General features: G+C 67.9%; 16 protein-coding genes. 13 read left to right on the forward strand and 3 right to left on the reverse strand.

The genetic code is table 11. The features are described 5' to 3' along the window. The first annotated feature begins 172 nt into the window (after positions 1-172). Positions 173-694 (forward strand): gamma carbonic anhydrase family protein, encoded by a 522-nt coding sequence (locus tag M2428_RS21950; RefSeq protein WP_277528092.1) that lies wholly within the window; start codon positions 173-175, stop codon positions 692-694. A gap of 81 nt (positions 695-775) precedes the next feature. On the opposite strand, the gene M2428_RS21955 is transcribed toward M2428_RS21950, so the two are convergent. After that, the gene (locus M2428_RS21955; protein WP_277528093.1) at positions 776-2,488 is read right to left on the reverse strand and encodes an FAD-dependent oxidoreductase; all 1,713 of its coding nucleotides are present in this window, start codon (positions 2,486-2,488) and stop codon (positions 776-778) included. After that, the gene (locus tag M2428_RS21960) at positions 2,485-4,023 is read right to left on the reverse strand and encodes an amino acid permease (RefSeq protein ID WP_277528094.1); all 1,539 of its coding nucleotides are present in this window, start codon (positions 4,021-4,023) and stop codon (positions 2,485-2,487) included. Before M2428_RS21960 ends, M2428_RS21955 begins: the two co-directional genes overlap by 4 nt. A gap of 111 nt (positions 4,024-4,134) precedes the next feature. Between M2428_RS21960 and M2428_RS21965 the strand changes: the two genes are divergently transcribed. Next, positions 4,135-5,958 (forward strand): PucR family transcriptional regulator, encoded by a 1,824-nt coding sequence (locus M2428_RS21965; RefSeq protein ID WP_277528095.1) that lies wholly within the window; start codon positions 4,135-4,137, stop codon positions 5,956-5,958. Here M2428_RS21965 and M2428_RS21970 read toward each other — a convergent pair. Beyond that, positions 5,937-6,752 (reverse strand): nitrilase-related carbon-nitrogen hydrolase, encoded by an 816-nt coding sequence (locus M2428_RS21970; protein ID WP_277528110.1) that lies wholly within the window; start codon positions 6,750-6,752, stop codon positions 5,937-5,939. The genes M2428_RS21965 and M2428_RS21970 overlap by 22 nt on opposite strands. Positions 6,753-6,997: 245 nt before the next feature. On the opposite strand from M2428_RS21970, the gene M2428_RS21975 reads away from it, so the two are divergent. From M2428_RS21975 to M2428_RS22025, 11 genes are all read left to right on the forward strand, one after another. Beyond that, positions 6,998-8,188, forward strand: coding sequence for an ROK family transcriptional regulator (locus M2428_RS21975; RefSeq protein ID WP_277528096.1), 1,191 nt, complete (start codon positions 6,998-7,000; stop codon positions 8,186-8,188). Positions 8,189-8,318: 130 nt separating this feature from the next. Continuing rightward, positions 8,319-9,875 carry a multiple monosaccharide ABC transporter ATP-binding protein gene (mmsA, locus tag M2428_RS21980; RefSeq protein ID WP_277528097.1) on the forward strand — a complete coding sequence of 519 codons (1,557 nt, stop codon included), beginning with the start codon at positions 8,319-8,321 and terminating at the stop codon, positions 9,873-9,875. Positions 9,876-9,929: 54 nt separating this feature from the next. Then, positions 9,930-11,198 carry a multiple monosaccharide ABC transporter permease gene (mmsB, locus tag M2428_RS21985; protein WP_277528098.1) on the forward strand — a complete coding sequence of 423 codons (1,269 nt, stop codon included), beginning with the start codon at positions 9,930-9,932 and terminating at the stop codon, positions 11,196-11,198. Positions 11,199-11,263: 65 nt separating this feature from the next. Further along, a complete protein-coding gene (locus tag M2428_RS21990) occupies positions 11,264-12,364 on the forward strand; it encodes a sugar-binding protein (protein ID WP_277528099.1) in 1,101 nt (366 codons plus the stop codon). Positions 12,365-12,635: 271 nt separating this feature from the next. Further along, positions 12,636-14,060, forward strand: coding sequence for an FtsX-like permease family protein (locus tag M2428_RS21995; RefSeq protein WP_277528100.1), 1,425 nt, complete (start codon positions 12,636-12,638; stop codon positions 14,058-14,060). Between the two features lie 2 nt (positions 14,061-14,062). Further along, the gene (locus M2428_RS22000; protein ID WP_277528101.1) at positions 14,063-14,770 is read left to right on the forward strand and encodes an ABC transporter ATP-binding protein; all 708 of its coding nucleotides are present in this window, start codon (positions 14,063-14,065) and stop codon (positions 14,768-14,770) included. 303 nt (positions 14,771-15,073) lie between these two features. After that, positions 15,074-16,144, forward strand: coding sequence for a Gfo/Idh/MocA family oxidoreductase (locus M2428_RS22005; RefSeq protein ID WP_277528102.1), 1,071 nt, complete (start codon positions 15,074-15,076; stop codon positions 16,142-16,144). A gap of 140 nt (positions 16,145-16,284) precedes the next feature. Beyond that, positions 16,285-17,571 carry a hypothetical protein gene (locus M2428_RS22010; RefSeq protein ID WP_277528103.1) on the forward strand — a complete coding sequence of 429 codons (1,287 nt, stop codon included), beginning with the start codon at positions 16,285-16,287 and terminating at the stop codon, positions 17,569-17,571. Positions 17,572-18,173: 602 nt separating this feature from the next. Continuing rightward, positions 18,174-19,406 (forward strand): serine/threonine-protein kinase, encoded by a 1,233-nt coding sequence (locus tag M2428_RS22015; protein ID WP_277528111.1) that lies wholly within the window; start codon positions 18,174-18,176, stop codon positions 19,404-19,406. A gap of 47 nt (positions 19,407-19,453) precedes the next feature. Further along, positions 19,454-19,939 carry a mucin-associated surface protein gene (locus M2428_RS22020; RefSeq protein ID WP_277528104.1) on the forward strand — a complete coding sequence of 162 codons (486 nt, stop codon included), beginning with the start codon at positions 19,454-19,456 and terminating at the stop codon, positions 19,937-19,939. A 216-nt stretch (positions 19,940-20,155) separates the two neighbouring features. Next, positions 20,156-20,740, forward strand: coding sequence for an SRPBCC family protein (locus M2428_RS22025; RefSeq protein ID WP_277528105.1), 585 nt, complete (start codon positions 20,156-20,158; stop codon positions 20,738-20,740). Positions 20,741-20,812 lie beyond the last annotated feature (72 nt).

Consider the following 20,812-nt stretch of genomic DNA (forward strand, 5'->3'; position numbering starts at 1 on the left):
GGCCCACCCTCAACCTCGAAACCCCAGCCAGCCGGCTGAACCAGCTGCTGCACGCAGCCTAATCCCCGGCGTTGCTCCCACCAGTTGACTTTGGGGCACCCAGAGGGACCAGAACTGATAGCTCAACGGCATTGGAGGGCAACGGGGCGGGGAGGTGTCCTAGGCTGGTGGCATGGCTCCCCTCTACGCATTCGCCGGCACGACGCCGGCCGTCCATGACTCCGCCTTCATCGCGCCCACGGCGTCCGTGATCGGCAACGCCACCCTGGCCGAGAACTCGAGCGCCTTCTACGGCGTTTCCGTCCGCGCCGACACCGCCGCCATCACCGTGGGCGCCGGCAGCAACCTGCAGGACAACGTGGTGCTGCACGCGGACCCCGGCTTCCCCTGCACGGTCGGCGCGCGGGTCAGCGTGGGCCACAGCGCGGTGGTCCACGGCTGCACGGTTGAGGATGATTGCCTGATCGGCATGAGCGCCACCATCCTCAACGGAGCCGTGATCGGTGCCGGGTCCCTCATCGCCGCCGGGGCCGTCGTGCTGGAGGGCACTGTCATCCCGCCCCGCTCGCTCGTCGCCGGGGTTCCGGCCAAGGTCCGGCGCGAGCTCAGCGACGAAGAGTTCGCGGGCGTCCAGCACAACGCCGCCCACTACCAGGAACTGGCACGCGCGCACCGCGAACTCCACAACGCCTGAGGAACACGGCCCCTAAGAAGCATCGCGACCAGTGCAGGCCGCCCGGTCCGGAGGGCAGCCCACACTGTCCGCTCCGGCCGCTCAGTCCAGGGCGATCGGACCCAACTCGGGCAGCAGCTCGCCTGGGCCGGGGTTCCCCGCCGGGGTCCGGCCGCCGAGGTGGTTGACCACACCCCAGACCGCGTTCAGGCCGGTGGTGACGGCGCCTTCGGCCCAGCCGGCGGTGAATGAGACGTCGTCGCCGGCGAGGAAGATTCCGCGCTGTTCCGCCGGGAGTCCGTCCTGCTTGAAGTGGGTGAAGAGGCGCTGCTGGTAGCGGTAGTGCCCCGGCAGGTTGGCCTTGAAGGCACCCATGAAGTTGGGGTCGGCCTCCCAGGAGACCGTGATCGGCTGGCCCACGATGTGGCTGGCGATGTCGACGCCGGGGTAGATCTGCTCCAGCGAGTGCAGCATGAGCTCCACCCGTTCTTCCGCGTCAAGCGCCAGCCATTTCAGCGCGTCGTCGTTCCAGGTATAGGACAGCAGGATCACTGCGGGCTGGTCCGGGCCGTTGTCCAGCAGGTACGTGGCCCGGTTCAGCCGGTCGGTCAGCGTCATGGACAGGACCTCGCGGGCGGTCTCCGGGTCGATGTCCTTCCAGAACGGCCGGTCCACCATGACGAAGGTCTTCGAGGACTGCATGTAGTGGGAGCGTTCGATCGCCGTCCACAGCTCCGCGGGGAACAGGGATTCGTCGGCGTGGATCCGCGTCGACAGCAGCCAGGACTGGCACGTCGTCACCACCGCCGGGTACGCGGATTCGCGTCCCCAGCGTTCACGGATCCGGAAGTTGCCGCCGCCGTCGCGGGCGATGCGGTTCACGGCGCCCCGCGGGGCACCCGCGTGCAGCGACGCTAGGGAAGTGCCGTCCGGCCAGTGGGCCATGCCCGACGGCGCGTGCTCCCACAGCGCTTCGGGAAGCCGTTGCGCGCCGCCGGCGATGAGCCGGTGCTGGTCATCGGCGTCGGTGTAGACGACCCGGAGGATTTCGAGGATGGAGTTGGGGAAGTCAGTGTCCCAGCCGCCGGTGCCGAATCCCACCTGCCCAAACGCCTCGCGGTGGGCGAAGCCGGCTTCCTTGAAGGAGTCGCTGCCGGCGATGAAGCCGTAGAAGGTCTGCTCATCCAGTTCCGGGAGCAGCGCGTTCCACAGTTCCTTAATCCGGGCGGTGTCCCGGGCCCGGATCGCGTCCTGCATCTCGGCGAACCGGGCGCCGTCGTTCACGGCCGCCTTCCACGCGTCCGCCACCTCGAGGAAGAACGGGGGCAGATCTGCGGCGGTCTCGGCGTAGTACTTCTGGCCTGCGAGCTCGATCACCGTGCTGGAGGTTGCCGGCGCCAGCGGATTGGGGAACTCCTCGGTCTCCAGTCCGAGCAGGTCCACATAGTGGTAGAAGGCCTTACCGGAAACCGGGAACCGCATGCCGCCGAGGTCCGCCACGATGCCCGGGGCAGATGGGAAGCTGGCGGTCCTCAGCCGGCCGCCGATCCTGTCGGCCTCATAGATCACCGGCCGCAGGCCCAGCTTCATGAGTTCATAGGCGGTGACCAGCCCCGACAGGCCGGCACCGACGACGGCGACCTCTGTCCCGTACAGCTCGGGCGGCACCGAGCCCAGGCCGTCGGGGTGGGCAAGGTAGTGGTCGTAGCTGAACGGGAAATCCGGATTCAGCATGGTGATGGGCGCCTCGGCCGGACGGACGCCGGCCGGGATGGAAGCCGGTTTGGGGGCCGGCAGTTCGGTGGCGGTGGTCATGAGATCTCTGCCTTCAGTTCCTGGGTTGTGGTGGTGTTGGCGGGTTGGCGGTTTGAAAGTTCACGGTATTCCTCGTGGCTCAGGGCGGCCACCCTGGAGTTCTTCCGGCCGTAGCCGAAGTACGCGGCCAGGCCCACGAGCATCCAGACACCGAAGACCGCCCAGGTCTCGGCGCCGAGGTTGGCCATGAGGTAGGCGCACATGAGGGCGCCGAGAATCGGTGTCAGCGGAAAGAGCGGGACGCGGAAGCTGCGCGTGAGCTCCGGCCGGGTCCGCCGCAAGTAGATGACTGCCACGTTGACCAGGGCAAACGCGAACAGCGTGCCGATGCTGGTGGCGTCCGCGAGGGCGCCCAGCGGCACCAGGCCGGCCGTCAGTGCGACGGCGGTGCCCACGATCAGGGTCCCGGCAACCGGTGTGCCGGTGCGGGCCGAGACCCGGCCGAACACCTGGGGAACCAAGCCGTCGCGCGACATCGAGAGCAGGATCCGGGTCTGCCCGTAGAGGACGGTCAGCACGATGCTGGCGATGGCGAGCACGGCGCCGACGGCGAACACCAGGCCAACCCACGGCTGGCCGGTGATTTCCTCGAGGATTTTCACGAGGGCGGCCTCGGTGCCGTCGAACCAGCCCCACGGGCGGGCGCCGATGGCGGCGACGGCCACGAGCACGTAGATGCTGGTGACGATCAGCATGGAGAGCAGGATGGCGCGCGGGAGGTCGCGCTTGGGGTTGCGGGCTTCCTCACCGGCCGTGGAGGCGGCGTCGAAGCCGATGTAGGAGAAGAACACCCGGGAGGCTGCGGCCGAGACGCCGGCGGCGCCCATCGGCATGAGGGGTTCGAAGTGTCCGCCGTTGAAGGCGGTGAAGGCCACGGCGCAGAAGAACAGCAGGATGCCGACCTTGACCAGGACGATCGCCGTGTTGATCCAGGCGCTCTCCTTCGCACCGCGGACCAACAGCACCATGGCCAGGACCACAATGACGATGGCTGGCACATTCAGCAACCCGCCGGCTCCCGGCGGCTGCGACATGGCGTCCGGAAGGGACAGGCCGAAGACCGTCAGGGCCTCGTTGACGTACTGGCCCGCGCCGACCGCGACGGCGGCCACTGAGACGGCGTATTCAAGCACCAGGCACCAGCCGCAGATCCAGGCCATGCCCTCGCCCATGGTGGCGTACGTGTAGGAGTAACTGGAACCCGCGGCCGGGACCAGTCCGGCCATTTCCGCATAGGACACGGCAGAGAGCAAGGCTGCGAGTCCGGCAATGGCAAAGGAGATCCAGATGGCCGGGCCCGCGAGCGGCACCGATTCGCCCAGGACCACCAGGATGCCGGTGCCGAGCGTGGCGCCGACGCTAATCATGGTCAGCTGGAGCACGCCGAAGCTGCGCACCAGCCGGGTGCCGCCGTGCCCGGTTTCGGCCTCGCTGACCAGTTGCTGGATCGGCTTGCGGCGCAGGAGCTGGGCGGCGAGCCCGGGCCGGCCGGCGGCGGCCGGCGGGCGTTCCCCGATCAGAGTTGGCACAGTCATCGTTGACGTCCTTAGCTTCAGTAGTGGTCGGTTTCCCCTGACCACCCTAGGCGTGTGAGCCACCTCTCACGGTTGTGCAAAATGACCTATAGTCTTCAGTCATGAGACTTAATGCACCGCAGGTCCGACGTCGGGCCCGGCTGGGCAGGGGCCGCGGCCGTGGCTGCTGAGGACTCCGAGCGGCTCGGTTTCGTCACGCTGTCGCAGTTCCTGCGCCAGCGGCCGGAGCTCGGCGTCCTGCACGACGGCGGCAACGGGGACGAGCGCCTGCGCTGGGTAGAGCCAAGCGAGCTGGAGGACCCGACACCGTACCTGCTCGACGGCGAGTTCCTGCTCACCGCCGGCCTGCCGTTCGTAGGTGACGGTGGCAGCGAGGAGACCGTGGATGCCTACGTGCGGCGCCTGGTCGAGGCCCGCGTCGGCGCCCTCGGCTTCGGCCTGGAACCCTACTTCGAGGCCGTGCCGGATACCGTGGTCCGGGCCTGCCGGCGGCACAATCTCACCCTGGTGTCCATTCCGGGGTCCATCCCGTTCGCCGCGCTGGGACTCGAATTCTCCCGGCTCCTTGAGTCAGACAACGCCAAGACCTTCCGCCAGCTGGCCGATACCAACCGGCAGCTCATGCGGGCGGTCTTGTCTGCACGCCCCGAGCACGAGCTCCTCGCGGCCCTGGTCCAGCGCGTCCCGGTCTGGGCGGTGCTGGTCGGGGCCGACGGGCGGGTGCGGGCCCGGGGCTCGGGCAGCTCCCCCGGCCCGCACGCCGCCGGCACGCACGCCGCCGGCGGTGGCACTGCAGGCACCGCTGCCGGCGCCGTGCCGGGAGTTGATTCCGCCGCTTTGCAGCCGCTGCTGTCCCGGCTGCTCGCCGGCAGCGGCCCCCGGGTGGAGATGGATTCATTCGACGCCGCGGGCTCATCGCTGGTCTTCGGATATCCGCTGCGCAGCACCCGGGACGCCAACCTTGGCGCGCTTGTCCTGGGCACGGACGCCCCGCTGACCCCGGCCCAGAACAGCGTGGTCTCCACCGCCGTCGGACTGCTGGAACTGCTGGTCCGGCAGCGCACGAGCGGTTCCCTGGCTCCCAGCCAGCTTGCCACGGCGCTGCTGTTGCATCCGGAAAGCGTGGCCTCGGGAACGGCACGGCAGGTCAACGGTTTGAAGGACCTGCTGGCCCAAAGCATTTCCTCCACCCGGTCCGGGCAGTTACGGGTCGTGCAGGGCGTCCGGGTGGACGCCGCCGCGGGCAGCGACCGGGCGGCGGGCGGACCGCGCCACACGGGCGAGGGCCCGGTCCGGGAGCTGCTGGAATGGCGCAGGCTGTTCGACACCAAGCTGGTGGAGCACACCGACTACGGCTTTGCCGCCATTACCCGGCTCAAGGTCGATGACTCCCTGCTCGCCGAGGTGGAGCGGCTCGGCTGGCGTCTCGTGATCGGCAGTGGCGGCGAATTCGCGGGCCTGGCGGACGCGTACCAACTCGCGTCCTCGCTGCGCAACCGGGTGCTGACCAGCCGCCGGAGCGTCCGTGCGGACGAGGTCACGTGGTCCGTGACGGGTCTGCTGGGCTCCGAGGCCGGCACCATGCTGGCGGACCGGCTGCTGGCACCCGTGCTCGCGCTCGAGCCGGAGCGCCGCGACTCACTGCTGGGCATCCTGCGGGCCTGGCTTGGTGAAAACGGCAGCTGGGACGCCACGGCGAAGTCCACGGGGCTGCATCGCAACAGCATCCGCCGGCAGATCGGCGTCATCGCCGAACTGCTGGGCCTGGATCTCAATCAGGCCCAGGCCCGCGCGGAGCTGTGGATCGCCCTCCAATACATCGCCCATCAGGACCAGAACGGGCCTGAGTTGCCCGACGCCGCTGCCGCCGTCGCTGCAGCTGCCGCTTCACCCGATACCGGCCCTCGCGCGGGTCAGATGCCCCAGGACCGGTAAAGGTCCGGGCGGCGGTCGCGCAGATAGGCAACCGCGTCGTCCGCATCATGCGGCCTGTCTGCGACGGCGTGCACATCGGCTCCCAGCTCGGCAAAGAGCAGTTCCGTCCCGTGGCCGGCCACGGCCAGGACCGTGCCGTCCGGGCCCGCAACGATGCTGCCGCCGCGGAAGTCGCAGCCTTCCTCCGCGCCGGTGTGGTTGGCGTACGCCACCGTCAGCTGGTTCTCCATCGCCCTGGCCCGGACCAGCACCTGCGGCACGGCCTCGAACCCGCCGGCGAGTGCCGTCGGCACCAGCAGCAGTTCGGCACCGCGCACGGCGGCGGCCCGCGCGGGCTCGGGAAACTCGATGTCGTAGCAAATGGCCAGGGCCGTCTTGAGCCCTTGGAACTCCACGACGCGGGGGGCTGCCGCGGCCGGGGCAAACGCTGCGCGCTCTTCGGGGCCGAACAGGTGGACCTTGTCGTAACTGAGCAGCTCGTGGCCGGACGCGTCAACCAGGGTTGCGGAAATGTGCCACTCCCCCGCCGGCGTTACAACAGGAAGGCTGTAGACCAGGGCGATGCTGTGGCGCCGGGCGATGCCGGCCAGGACCTCCCGGAGGGCAGGCAGTGTGGCTGGATCGAAGGCTGACCGCAGCCGGAGCGGCGCGTAGCCCACCGGGAAGAGTTCCGGCGTCAGCAGCAGCTGCGCACCGGCGGCGGACGCCTCGCGCGCCGCATCCCCCACCGCGGCACAGTTCGCCTTCACATCCAGCACGGCGGCGTTCGCCTGCATCAGGGCCAGCAGCACCATTACCACCTCACGACTCTCCGGGTACCTCCGCAGGAGCGCGGCGGACTCTCTGGTCCCAGAGTAGCCGCGGGCCGGGAAGCCGCATTTGGTGCATTTCCGCCCGACTGCACGACGAACAGGGCGGAACGTCCCGTCGGCGGAGGGAGGGCAGGTCGGCGGCCCACCGCGTCCTCGGAAACCCAGGCGGCCGTTACCATTGCGTTAACTTCTTGACTACAAGCCGTTGATGCGTCACGCTTCATAGCATGCCCTCACCAACGCGCTCAACGAGGAGCCGAACCAAGAACCCCGGATCGCAGTCCGCACTCCGGCATCTGAACCAGCAGCGGATCATCGAATGCCTCCTCGCGGGCCCTTCCACGCAGGCCGAACTGGCCCGCCAGACCGGCCTCTCGACGGCCACCGTCTCCAACATCGTCAAGATCATGCAGGACGCCGGGCTGGCCTCCACTGAACCCATCACCAGCTCCGGCCGGCGCGCCCTAAACGTCCGGCTCAACAGCAACGGTGCCGTCGCCGTCGGGATCGACTTCGGCCGGCGCCACCTGCGCGTCGTGCTGGCCTCGCTCAGCTACCACGTGATCGCCGAAGAGTCGGTGCTGCTGCCCCTGGGCCACCACGCCGAGGAGGGCATCCAGGCAGCCGTCGGCGTGCTGGACCGGCTGCTCGCGGACAGCGGGGTCGAGCGCAGCGCCCTGGTGGGTGCCGGCGTCGGAATTCCCGGCCCCATCGACCGGCGCACCGGCACCGTCGCGCAGGGCGCGATCCTGCCCGAATGGGTGGGCATCAATATCCTTAGACGCCTCGAAGAAGCGCTGGAACTGCCTGTATTCGTGGACAACGACGCCAACCTGGGCGCCCTCTCCGAGGTCACGTGGGGGCCACACAGCGGCATCAGCAACCTGATGTTCCTCAAGATCGGCTCGGGCATCGGCGCGGGGCTGATCCTCAACGGCATCCCCTACTACGGCAACGTCGGCATCACCGGCGAAATCGGCCATGCCACAATCCACGAGCACGGGCTGATCTGCCGCTGCGGGAACCGTGGCTGCCTGGAAACCATCGCCTCCACCACCACCATGATCGAGCTCCTGAGCCGCGGCGAGGACCGGCCGCTCGCGCCCGGGGACATCGTGCGCAAGGCCCTGGAACGGGACTCCGCCACGCTCCGGGTGGTGGACGACGCCGGGCTCGCCGTCGGACGCGCCCTGGGCAACGTGGCGAACCTGATCAACCCGGAAGTGATCGTGGTGGGCGGCCCGCTGGCAGGACTCGGCGATCTTCTTTTGGACCCGATCCGGCGCGGCCTGATCCGCCATGCGGTCCCTGTCGTCGGCGAGACGACCACCCTCACGATGTCGTCCCTGGGCGACCGGGCGGAGGCCCTCGGGGCCACGGCTTTGGTCTTCCAGCACGCCGGAATCCGGCGAAACTGACCATTTCGTTATCCGCCCGTTGCGTTAAAGACTTGACGACAAGGGCGTGATCCAGTTTACTTTTCCATCAGACGGCCCTGCGGTTTGCAGGGGCGGACAACGAAGTCATGCATTGGAGGCGTAAGGGCACATGACGTCCCTCAACACGCACAGTGATCCGCTAATCCTCGAGATGCGCTCCATCACCAAGGAATTCCCCGGCGTTAAAGCTTTGGCCGATGTGAGCCTGCGGGTGAAGGCCGGCGAGATCCACGCCATCTGCGGTGAGAACGGCGCCGGGAAGTCGACCCTGATGAAGGTGCTCTCGGGGGTCTACCCCTTCGGCACCTACACCGGCGACATCGTGTACCAGAACGAGGTCCAGGAGTTCAAGGACATCCGGGCCAGCGAGCACGCCGGGATCGTGATCATCCATCAGGAACTCGCGCTCATCCCCGAGCTGTCGATCATGGAGAACATCTTCCTCGGCAACGAGCCCACCAAGCGCGGCGTGATCGACTGGGCCGAGGCCCGGCTGCGATCCACCGAACTGCTGGCCCGGGTGGGGCTGCGCGAGGACCCGGACACCCCGATCAAGGAAATCGGCGTCGGCAAGCAGCAGCTCGTCGAGATCGCCAAGGCCCTGAACAAGTCGGTGAAGCTCCTGATCCTGGACGAGCCCACGGCGGCGCTGAACGAGTCCGATTCCCAGCACCTGCTGGACCTCATGCTGGGTCTGAAGGGCCGCGGCATCACCTCGATCATCATTTCGCACAAGCTCAACGAGATCGAACAGATCGCGGATGAGATCACGATCATCCGCGACGGCAAGTCGATCGAGACCCTGAACATCAAGGCCGACGGCGTCGACGAGGACCGCATCATCAAGGGCATGGTGGGCCGGACGCTGGAATCCCGGTTCCCGGACCACGAGCCGAAGATCGGAGAGGTCCTCTTCGAGGTGAAGAACTGGAACGTCGGGCACCCGCAGATCCAGGACCGCCTGGTCTGCAAGAACTCCAGCTTCTTCGTCCGCCGGGGCGAGATCGTCGGGTTCGCCGGGCTGATGGGAGCCGGGCGCACCGAACTGGCCCGGTCCGTGTTTGGCCGCTCCTACGGCCGCTTCATCTCGGGCCATGTCTACAAAGAAGGCAAGGAGCTGCAGCTCAAAAGCGTCCGCCAGGCGATCGACGCCGGGCTGGGCTACGTCACGGAGGACCGCAAGTCCCTGGGGCTGAACCTGCTCGACGACATCAAGGCCACCACGGTCTCGGCCAACCTGCGCAAGATCAGCAAGAACTTCGTGGTGGACGCGAACAAGGAATACGCCGTCGCGGAGGAATACCGGAAGGCGCTGCGGACCAAGACGCCCTCCGTGGAGGAAGGCGTCGCGAAGCTCTCTGGCGGCAACCAGCAGAAGGTCGTGCTGGCGAAGTGGATGTTTACCGATCCGGACGTGCTGATCCTGGACGAGCCCACCCGCGGGATCGACGTCGGGGCCAAGTACGAGATCTACGGCATCATCCAGAAGCTGGCCAACGAGGGCAAGGCCGTGATCGTCATTTCCTCGGAACTGCCCGAGCTGCTGGGCCTCTCGGACCGGATCTACACGATTTTCGAAGGCGCCATCACCGGTGTGCTGGACAAGGACCAAGCCAGCCAGGAAAGCCTCATGAAACTCATGACATCCGCCCGCAAAACCGCCTGACCCTTTGGGACCAACCAGAACAATCCGAACACCCCGGACACAAGGACTGAAACAATGAACGCGCTCAAGAAGCTCTTTGGCGGCAACACCCGCCAATTCGGCATGATCTTCGCCCTGGTTGCGCTGATCGTGTTCTTCGAGATTTTCACGGAGGGCCGCACGCTCACGTCGGGCAACGTCATCAACCTCTTCAACGGCAACTCCTACATCCTGATCCTCGCCATCGGCATGGTGCTGGTCATCATCGCCGGCCACATCGATCTCTCCGTCGGCTCCGTCGCGGCCTTCGTGGGTGTCTGCGTGGCCCTCTTCATCCGCGACTGGGGACTGCCCTGGTACATCGGCGTCCTGATGGGTCTGGGGCTGGGTGTCCTGATCGGGGCCTGGCAGGGATTCTGGGTGGCCTACGTCGGCATTCCAGCGTTCATCGTGACGCTGTCCGGCATGCTGATCTTCCGCGGCGCCAACCAGTTTGTCGGCAAGTCGAACACCATCCCGGTCCCGGGCGACTTCCAGTACATCGGCTCCGGCTACCTGCCCGAGTTCGGCCCGAATACCGGCTACAACAACCCCACCATGCTGATTGGCCTGCTCGCCGTCGCGTTCGTGATCTTCAGCGAGATCCGCTCCCGCCGCAACGCAAAGAAGCTCGGCGCCGAGGTCCCCGAAACCTGGGTCATGATCCTCAAACTGGTCCTGGTCTGCGGCGCCATCCTCTACGCCACGTACCTCTTCGCCACCGGCCGGCCGGGCACGTCCTTCCCGGTTCCGGGCCTGATCCTGGCCGTCCTGATCATCGTGTACGGCTTCATCTCCTCCAAGACCGTCATCGGCCGCCACATCTACGCCGTTGGCGGCAACCGGCACGCCGCCGAGCTCTCCGGCGTTCGGTCCAAGAAGGTCAACTTCCTGGTCATGATGAACATGTCGTTCCTGGCCGGCCTCGCCGGCATGATCTTCGTCGGCCGCTCCACCGCCTCGGGCCCGTTCGACGGTGTCGGCTGGGAGCTGGACGCCATCGCGGCTGTGTTCATTGGCGGCGCCGCGGTCACCGGCGGCGTGGGCACCGTGATCGGTTCGATCATCGGTGGTCTGGTCATGGCCGTCCTGAACAACGGCCTGCAGCTGCTCGGCGTCGGCGCCGACCTCACCCAGATCATCAAGGGCCTCGTGCTCCTGATCGCCGTCGCGTTCGACGTCTACAACAAGACCCAGGGCAAGACGTCGATCGTCGGCCTGATGATGAAGAACTTCAGCCGCAGCAACGAGATCAAGGCCGACGAGACCACGTCCACCAAAGAGGTCATCTCCAAGGGAGCCTGAGCGGCTGCCCTGGTCCACTTTTCCCCGATTTCTCCGCACACCACCAAAAGAAAGCGAACCAAGCAATGCGAATGATTGGTAAAGCAGGAAAGGCAGCAGCAATCGCTGCTATTGCGGCACTGGCGCTGACAGCCTGCGGCCGTTCCGACACCGGGACTACCGGCGGTTCAACCACCGGGGGCGAAGCATTCCCGAAGGGCTCCTCGATCGGCGTCGCACTCCCGCAGAAGACCTCCGAAAACTGGGTCCTGGCCGAGCAGCTGTTCAACGACGGCCTCACCAAGGCCGGCTACAAGCCGGACGTGCAGTTCGCCAACGGCGGCGTTTCGGAACAGCAGAACCAGATCAGTGCCATGATCACCAAGGGCGACAAGGTCATCGTCGTCGGCGCCATCGACGGTGCGCAGCTGGGCACCCAGCTCAAGCAGGCCAAGGACGCCGGCGCCACGATCATCGCCTACGACCGCCTGCTCCTGAACACCCCGGATGTGGACTACTACGTGGCCTACGACAACTTCAAGGTCGGTGAACTCCAGGGCAAGGCGCTGCTGGACGGCATGAAGGCCAAGAAGCCGGAAGGCCCGTACAACATCGAGCTCTTCGCAGGATCCCCTGATGACGCCAACGCGAAGGTCTTCTTCGACGGCGCCATGAGCGTCCTGAAGCCGAAGATCGATGACGGCACCCTGAAGGTGGTCTCGGGCCAGTCGACCTTCGAGCAGGCCGTGACCCAGGGCTGGAAGGCCGAGAACGCCCAGAAGCGCATGGACACCCTGCTCGCCGGAACCTACGGCAGCGCACCGCTCGACGGCGTGCTGTCCCCGAATGACACTCTGGCCCGCGCAATCATCACCTCCGTCAAGGCCGCCGGCAAGCCGATCCCGATTGTCACGGGCCAGGACTCCGAGGTTGAGTCCGTCAAGTCCATCATGGCGGGCGAGCAGTACTCCACCATCAACAAGGACACCCGCGCGCTCGTTGAGCACTCGATCGTCATGGTCAACGACATCCAGGCAGGCAAGAAGCCGGAGATCAACGACGACAAGTCCTACAACAACAAGGTCAAGACTGTTCCGGCGTACCTGCTGGAGCCGGTCATCGTGACCAAGGAAAACGTCAAGACGGCGTACGAGAACGATCCGGTACTCGGACCGATCACCAAGTAGTAGTACCCGCCCCGGCACACGCCAGTCGCGCGCCAGGCAACAGAGCCCCGGCTCCCCCGCAAGGGAGGGCCGGGGCTCTTGCGTTGGTCGGGGCTCGTGCGTTGGCCGGGAGGCGCTGGCTCTCACCTTAGCGGTGGCGCTGCCTGCCACAATCCGCTTCACAGCGGAGACATAGCTTCGCCGGGAGGTTCGCACAGCGGGCCGTACCACTGTGGGACCAGCGCCGGGCATCGGGTCCGGCAAGAGGCACCCAAGAAAAATTAGGAGTACCGTGAGCGTTCTTGCCCGGAGTGTAGGCAACGCCTTTCGAAACAAGGTCAGGACCGCCGCTGTGGTGGCCGTGCTGGCCGTAGCCATCGGACTTGCCCTGGCCATGCTCGTGGCCAACCAGGCCGTCACCGGCAAGGTGGCGGAGCTGAACGCCTCGGTGGGCACGGTCCTGACCGTGAACCCCGCCGGCGGCCAGGGTTTCGAAGGCGGCGGCGAGCCGCTGACCTCGGCGCAGGCGACCACAGCGGCGGCCGTCCCCAACGTCAGCAGCGTGGTGGGCACCAAGGCACTGCGCCTTCGCAACGCCGCTGAGATTGCCGCCGAGGCGGCGTCCGGGCGGACAGGCCAAGGCGGCCCTGGCGGGCAGTCGGCCACCTCCGTCACCACGAGCCTCACGGCCGCCGTCGACGCCGGCACGCTCGGCAACCGTAACCAAGCTAGTACCGGCACCACCGGAAGCACCGCATCCGGAACCGGCACTACCGCGGCCGCCCCCGCATTCTCGCTGCCCATCACCGCAACGGGCATCGGCGCCGAGGTGGACTCCACCGGCAAGGCCCTGCAGCTGACGCAGGGTACCGGCCTGGGCAACTACACCGCCGCGTCCACCGGCGCCCTGCTTGGCACCACCCTGGCGGAGAAGAACGGCCTCAAAGTGGGCTCGACCTTCACCATCCAGGAAAAGACCTTCACCGTCCAGGGCCTGTTCGACGCCGGCACCGCCTTCGGCAACAACGCCCTCTACGTGACGCTTCCGACCGCCCAGACCCTCGCCGCGCTGCCAGACGAACTCTCCACCATGATCGTCACGGTCAACAGCATGGAAAACGTCGATGCCGCCAAGACCGCCCTGCAGGCGGCGCTCGGCTCCGGCAAGGCCGACGTCACCCAGGGCCAGCGGAACCTTGAGACCGCCGTCAGCTCGCTGGACAGCGTCAAGAATATTTCCTTCATCGCCTTCGTCGCTGCCCTTGGCACCGCCGGCCTGATCATCCTCCTGATCATGGTCATGCTGGTTCGCGAACGCCGCCGCGAGATCGGCGTGCTGAAGGCCATCGGCGCCCCTAACCGCACCATCGGCCTGCAGTTTGTACTGGAGGCCCTCGTGTTGGTTGCCCTGGGCAGCGTGGTGGGCGCCGCCGTCGCCTCCCTCGCCAGCGGCGGCATTGCCAGCGCCCTCATCAGCTCAAGTAGTAGCACGACGGCGGCGACCGGGCAGCGCGGCGGCCCCGGCGGCTTCCCCGGCGGCCAGGGTGGACCGCTCGGCGGGGCCAGCCAGCTGCTGACCTCCGTGACGGCGAGCGCCTCCCCCGGCGTCATTGCCGCGGGCATTGCCGCGGTGTTCGGCGTCGCCATCATCGGCGCCCTCGTCCCGGCCCTGCTCACCGCCCGCATCCGTCCCATCGAAGTCCTCCGAGGAGAGTAGCCATGATCGAAGTCAAGAACCTGGTCCGCACGTTCAAGTCCGGCGACCGGACCATCAAGCCGGTGAACGACGTCAGCTTCGAGCTCGAACAGGGCACGCTGGCCTCGATCGTGGGCAAGAGCGGTAGCGGCAAGAGCACCCTGCTCTCCTTGCTCGGTGCGCTGGACAAGCCCACCAGCGGCGATGTGGTGGTCAACGGCGTGAGCCTGGCCAGCATGCCGGACGGGAAGCTGACCAACTACCGGCGCCGGGACATCGGGTTCGTGTTCCAGCAGTTCAACCTGATCCCGAATCTCTCGGCCGTGGACAACGTGATGCTGCCGATGGAGTTTTCCGGGATGCGCAAGGCTGCCCGGGCCGAGCGGGCGCGGCAGCTGCTCGAACAGGTCCAGCTCGATCCGGACAAGCACGTGCGGCGCATCAACCGGCTCTCCGGCGGCGAGCAGCAGCGGGTGGCGATTGCCCGGGCGCTGGCGAACGAACCCAAGCTGATCCTGGCCGATGAACCCACCGGCAACCTGGACGAGCAGACCGGCGAGCACATCATCGAGCTGCTCAGCACGCTCAGCCGGGACCACAACACCACCATCCTGGTGGTCACCCACGACCGCGCCCTGGCCAACAAAACGGACCGGCGCTTCCGGCTCCAGCAGGGCCGGCTCACGGAGGAACCGGTGCGGACCCGTGCGACGGCGGCCCTCACCGGCTGATCCCGCCCGGCGTAGCTCTGGCGTCCGAACTGCGTCGCCGCTGCGGCGTCGGGGGCTGCGGCGCCGGAACTGCGGGCGGGCCTTGGGGGTCCGCCCGCAGCTCCGGCGTCAAACCGCCTGACCCCAAACTCCTTCGTTGAAACTCCGGCGTGCGTTGAACCTCCGGCGTGACCCCGGCGTCCAACCACCTGGCCCCAAACTCCTTCGTTGAACCTCCGGCGTTGAACCGCCGGCGTCGAACCGCCGACGTGCCAGGGCCGACAACACCGCGGCCCGTCCGCCCCCGGGTGAGAAGATGGCACCATGTCTGACCTCATCGCGAAACCGTGGCTGTTCAGCCAGCCGGACCAGGATCCCCGCACAGCCACCGGCGCCAGGCTGCGCTGGGGCATCATCGCCACCGGCGGGATCGCCGCCGCAGTCACCCGCGACCTGGAACTTCTGGCGGATGCGGAACTCTACGCAGTCAGCTCCCGCACCCAGGCGGCGGCCGACGCGTTCGCGGCCGACTACGGCTTTGTGCGCGCCTACGGTGACCGGGACGGCGTGAGCGGTTATGCCCGTCTGCTCGCCGACGACGGCGTCGACGTCGTCTACGTCGCCACGCCACACGCCCACCACCACGAGATCGCCCTTGCGGCCCTCAACTCCGGCAAGCATGTGCTGTGCGAGAAGGCCCTCACCGTCAACGCCCGGGAAGCCGCCGAGCTGATTGCAGCGGCCCGGGCAAACGGCCTGTTCCTGATGGAGGCGGTGTGGAGCCGGTTCCTGCCCAGCATGCAGCGGGCGTTCGAGATCGCTGCCTCGGGCGAGATCGGCGCGGTCAAGTGGGTAGGCGCGGATCTCGGCTTCCCTGCACCGTACTCGCCCGCCTCCCGGCTCTGGGCGCCCAAGGATGGCGGCGGCGCCCTGCTGGATCTTACGGTCTACCCGCTGCTCTGGGCACTCGGCACCCTGGGGTTCCCGCAAACTGTCAGCGCCACAGGCTGGCTCAATGATGAAGGCGTGGACGCGCAGAATGCCTTGACGCTTGGCTACCACCACGGCGCGCAGGCCCAGCTGACGTCCTCGTTGCTGGCGCATGGGCCCCGCACAGCCACCGTCGCCGGCAGCAAAGGCTTCCTCCAGACGTCCGGCTCCATCAACAACCCCAAGGAACTGCAGGTCAGGATCGGCTTCGACGATCCCCGAACCGAGCAGTTCGCGGTGGTCGGGCGGGGCTACACCTACGAACTGCGCGAGGTCACGCGGTGCATCCAGCATGGACTCACCGAGAGTCCGGTCATGCCGCTGGAGGACTCCTTGAACACCATGCGGCTTTTCGACGGTGTGCGCGCGCAACTCGGGGTGACCTACCCGAACGACGTCCACTGACCACGTCCCGCTGGCACCGGCCCCGGCGCATTCCGCGGGTCTCGGTATGCCTACAGTTTCGGTTCCGCTCTGGACTCTCCCGTTGGGGCCGACTTACCCTGTAGGCAATCGTCCAGTCTTCGGGGAGCGGGGGTGCGCGCATGGATCCAGCAGCAGCGTCCTCCCGCGCGGGCCGCACCCTGCGCCGCGTGCCCCCGATGCGTCCCTTGCGCCGCGTGCTCTTTGCCGCCGTCGCCGGTGCCGCGTGGCTGACCTTCTCCGGCACGGCCGCACAGGCTGATGACACGTGCACGTTAGCCGGGACGGCCGACGACGCCGGCGACAGAGCAGCGGCCGCCGAGTGCAGGAACGCCGACGACCTCCCTGTTCCCTCCCTCGACGGCCTGTCCTCCGTGGACATCGCTCCGGCCCCGGCGGGCACGTGGTCCGCTGGTGCCGTTCCGGGCCCGAGACCGGATGTCTCGGACGTGACTCCCGCCGACGCTCACGAGCCCGCGCAGGCGGACCCGGGCTCCGCGGCTCCGGTTCCGGGCTCGCTACCGCCCGCCCCGGGGCCAGCGGCACCCGACCCGGTTCCGGCGGCAGTCGACCCGACACTCCCCGTTCCTGCAGTAACCCCACCCGTAGTGGACCCCGGCGTCCCCGGCGTGGACCCTGTTGTTGTCCCACCGGTCGTGGACCCACCGGTCGTTGTCCCACCGGTGGTTGCCCCGCCGGTCGTTGTCCCACCGGTCGTGGACCCCGCGGCACCGGATCCCGGCGTTGTTCCGCCCGTTATAGACCCCGCGCTTCCGGTTCCTGATCCGGCCGGCCCGCGGCCCGGTGGCCCCGCGGCCGTACCGCCAGGGGGCGTCGTTCCGGGCGAGGTCGTTCCGGGCGGCGTCCCAGTGGGTACGCCGGCAGCCGTCGACGGCGCCTCGACGACGGATGGCACTCCCGCCTCGGGTACGGGAAAAGCAGGCAACGCCAAGGCAGGCACCGCCAAGGCCACCGCACCGCAGCAGCCGCCGCCCGCTTCCTCCGGTCCCGATGCGGCCCGTCCCCTCGAGGCATACCAGCCCCAGATTGCTCCGGTCGCCTATGCCTCCTGGCTGATGCCTGAACCCCGGGCGGCAGCACCTGTCCGGCTTGGCGCAGCCCCTCCGGCTGAACCCCCTGCAGGGACTGGCACACAGCCGGTTCCCTCCGGCAACCCGGGCCCGAGCCCGTGGCATGGCGGCACGAGCCTGCCAGTGCCGGAAGCACTCCCGCCTGCTCCGGGCTCGGGGTCCGGCAGCGGGAACTCCCCCAACGGGCCTGCCGGAACGGCTGCGTGGATGCCCAGCCTGTTCTTTTACCTGCCCACCATCGGGGCCGACCCCATCGGCGGTCCGCTCCAGCACGAGTACGCAGCCGTTTGCGCTGATCCCGGTTCTTCTCCTGACTAGTCGGGCCGTCTCTGCCTCCACAGAGCACGGCCCGTCGGGCTGCCTTGGCCGCCCGCTAACAGTCACCCAGGAGAATCCCCCATGGACACGACCGTCCACCCCCCGGTTTCCGGTACCCCATTTCCCGCCGGCCTGACCCGGTCAGCGCCGCCACCGTCCACGGCCTCCCCGTCGGGCCAACCACCGCCCCCGCCCTCCCTGTCCACCTCAGTGCGGGCACGAGTAGGACGGGCCCGGGGACGACGGGTACCCGCGTACCCTGAGCGCTCCGGTCCCCAGCCGCGCCCCGGCTGCAAGCCCCGCCCGCCGTAACGCAAGCCACTGCTCCCGTCGATTCGCGTGACCGCCGGAGCGAGGTCGTTGGGTCCGCTGGGGGACCCAACGGCATGCTCTGGCTCCGGCGGAAGGGCGCCTGCGCGTGAGCGGCCGGCCCGGCAATGCGTTTCATTGCCGGGCCCGGCGCGTCTGCCACACTGAACGGTCTGCCGCACTGAACAGACCGGCCGCACCGAACAGATCTGCTGCACTGAACATAAGCGGATACTAATTACCCTTATCATTCTTTAGGAGCGCCGCCGGTGCGCACACGGAAGGTATGGGACATCGTGGACAGTTCGCCCAACAGCGTCACGGCCGAGCCCTTGGGCGGCCGCTATCAGCTGGGGGACGTGATTGGCCGGGGTGGCATGGCATCGGTCTACACTGCCAAGGACCTGAACCTTGGCCGGGACGTTGCCCTGAAACTCTTCGCACCTCAGTCGGCCGATCCTGACGAGCTTCGCCGGCAGGAAGCAGAGATCCAACTGCTGGCGACCCTGAACCATCCAAGCCTGGTGACGCTGTTCGACGCCGGGACAGACACCCGGGTTCCCGCAGAGCCCCGGCCCTTCCTGACCATGGAGCTCGTGGACGGGCAGGATCTGCGGACCCGGATCCGCCACAGCCCCCTGCCGCTGGACGAGTTGGCCGTGGTCGGCGCCGGGATCGCCGACGCCCTCGCCTACGTCCACGGCCTCGGCATCGTCCACCGGGACATCAAACCCGCCAACATCCTCCTGGTGCCGGTCCGGCCGGGCGAGCCGGTTCGGCCCAAGCTCACAGACTTCGGCATCGCCCGAATCATCGACGGGACCCGGCTTACAGCCACGGGAACCATGGTGGGAACCGCCGCCTACCTCAGTCCGGAACAGGCCCGCGGCGCCGACCTCGGACCGGCGAGTGACATCTACTCTCTGGGCCTGGTCCTGCTCGAATGCCTCAAGGGCGAAGTGGAGTACCCGGGCGGTGCCGTCGAATCCGCCGTGGCCCGCCTGCACCGAGCGCCCGTCATTCCGGACGCCGTGCCCGGGGAATGGGCCCGCCTTATCCAGGCCATGACAGTCCTCGATCCGTTGGACCGCCCCTCAGCAGCCGAACTTGAGGCAGCCTTCCGGATGGCGCTCGTTTCCCCAGGGTCCCTGCCGGGGCCCGTCAGTGCGGAAACCACCCGGATGCTCCCAGCCCCGCCGGCAAGGCGGCCACGCCGGCCCCGGCCCGAAGCCGCGCATGCGGCAGCGGCAGCGGGGACGCGCCCCCTGAACTGGCTGGACCCAGATGCTTTGCCGCCCCGGCCGCGCCACCGTCCCTCGCTTAACCGCGGAGCCGCATGGTTCCTCCGGGCCCGGCTCCGCACTCGCGTGGCCCTGCTGCTTGGCGTGGTGGCAGTTCTTGCTGTCGGGGCAACGCTTGCGCTCACCCTGTCCGCCCCTGCCGCACCCGACGTCGTCCCCTACCCCACCGTCACGGGGCCGCTCGGCGATCATCTGAAGGATCTGCAGAAGGGCGTGGAACCGTGAACCATTCGCGAACAGCCAGGCAGGACCGCAGCCGTTCCAGGCACCGGATGCCCGCAGCTCTCCTCGCAGGACTGCTGACGGCCGGGGCGCTGGCCGGCTGCGGTCCTGCCCCCGAGCTGGGCCACGGCGCGGCCAGCCAACTGCAAACCCAGGTCCTGGCCGTCAGCCAGGCTGCAGCCGCCAATGACCGCGCCGGCGCCCTGAAGCACCTTGACGAACTGCTGACCCGTTTGGATGCCGCCGCCGCAAGCGGCGAAGTGTCGTTCAGACGGCACCAGAGCATCAAGTCGTCGATTGACGCCGTCCGGGCAGACCTGGTCGCGCAGCAGGCGGCGGCCGAGGCAGCCCGAAAGGCGGCGGAAACAGCTTCGGCTAAACAAGCTGCCGCGGCTCAGGCGGCCGCGCAAGCGGCGGCGGCGGCGGCCCAGGCTGCCCCGGCCGCCGTCGCCCCGGCTCCGGCCCCGGCTCCAGCCGCCAACGGCACCGGGAGCGCGAAGGGCAAATCGAAGGACAAGGGGAAGGGCAAGGGCTGAGGCGCCGTGTAGCCTGCTGCCGCACCGGACTCCAGGACCCTCGGGGCCGCGACACGCGTCGGCATGGCCGCGGACCGGCCGTGACGCCTCCGCCGTCGCAATCCTCAGCCTGCTTACTATTTCGGCGGAAGCCCGCTAGCGTGGTGGAACGGCTTTATGCCGGTCAACGACAAGAATCGCGGACTGCCGTCCGCCAATCGAAGGAGTGACGCCTGCATGGCAACTGTTCAGGAATCCATCGAAGTCAATGTTCCGCTGAGCCAGGCCTACAACCAGTGGACGCAATTCGAGGAATTTCCGCACTTCATGAGCGGCGTGGAATCCGTTAGTCAGCTGGACGACACCACTGTCCATTTCAAGACCAGCATCGGTGGCGTCCGGCGGGAGTACGACGCGCGGATCACCACGCAGGAACCGGACCAGCGTGTGTCGTGGGAAAGCATTGATGAACCACGGAACGCTGGCACCGTGTGGTTCGAGGCCCTCGGCGACGCCGAAACGAAAGTGAACGTCGAGCTGACCTGGGAGCCGGACTCGGCTGCGGAAAAGATCGGCGCGGCCATAGGCCTTGATTCCCGTCAGGTTGCTGCCGACCTGAAGAAATTCAAGCAGTTTATTGAAGTGCGCGGCGCCGAGACGGGCGGATGGCGCGGACGCGTGGACCCCGTCGCGCCGGGTGCCACTACCGCCGTGCCGCTCCAGGAAGAAGTGGACTACGGCACGGAACCTGCCTTCCAGCGCGTGGACGCCGATCCAGACCTTGCCCCCGAGCCGCCCTTCGGCCAAGACCAGCAGCGCTGACCGGACGATCACGCTGATCTGGCTGGTCTGCGCTGATCTGCCTGGTTTGCACTGATCTGTCTAGTTTGCACT

The sequence above is a fragment of the Arthrobacter sp. ES3-54 genome, from assembly GCF_029504395.1.
Lineage (GTDB): Bacteria > Actinomycetota > Actinomycetes > Actinomycetales > Micrococcaceae > Arthrobacter.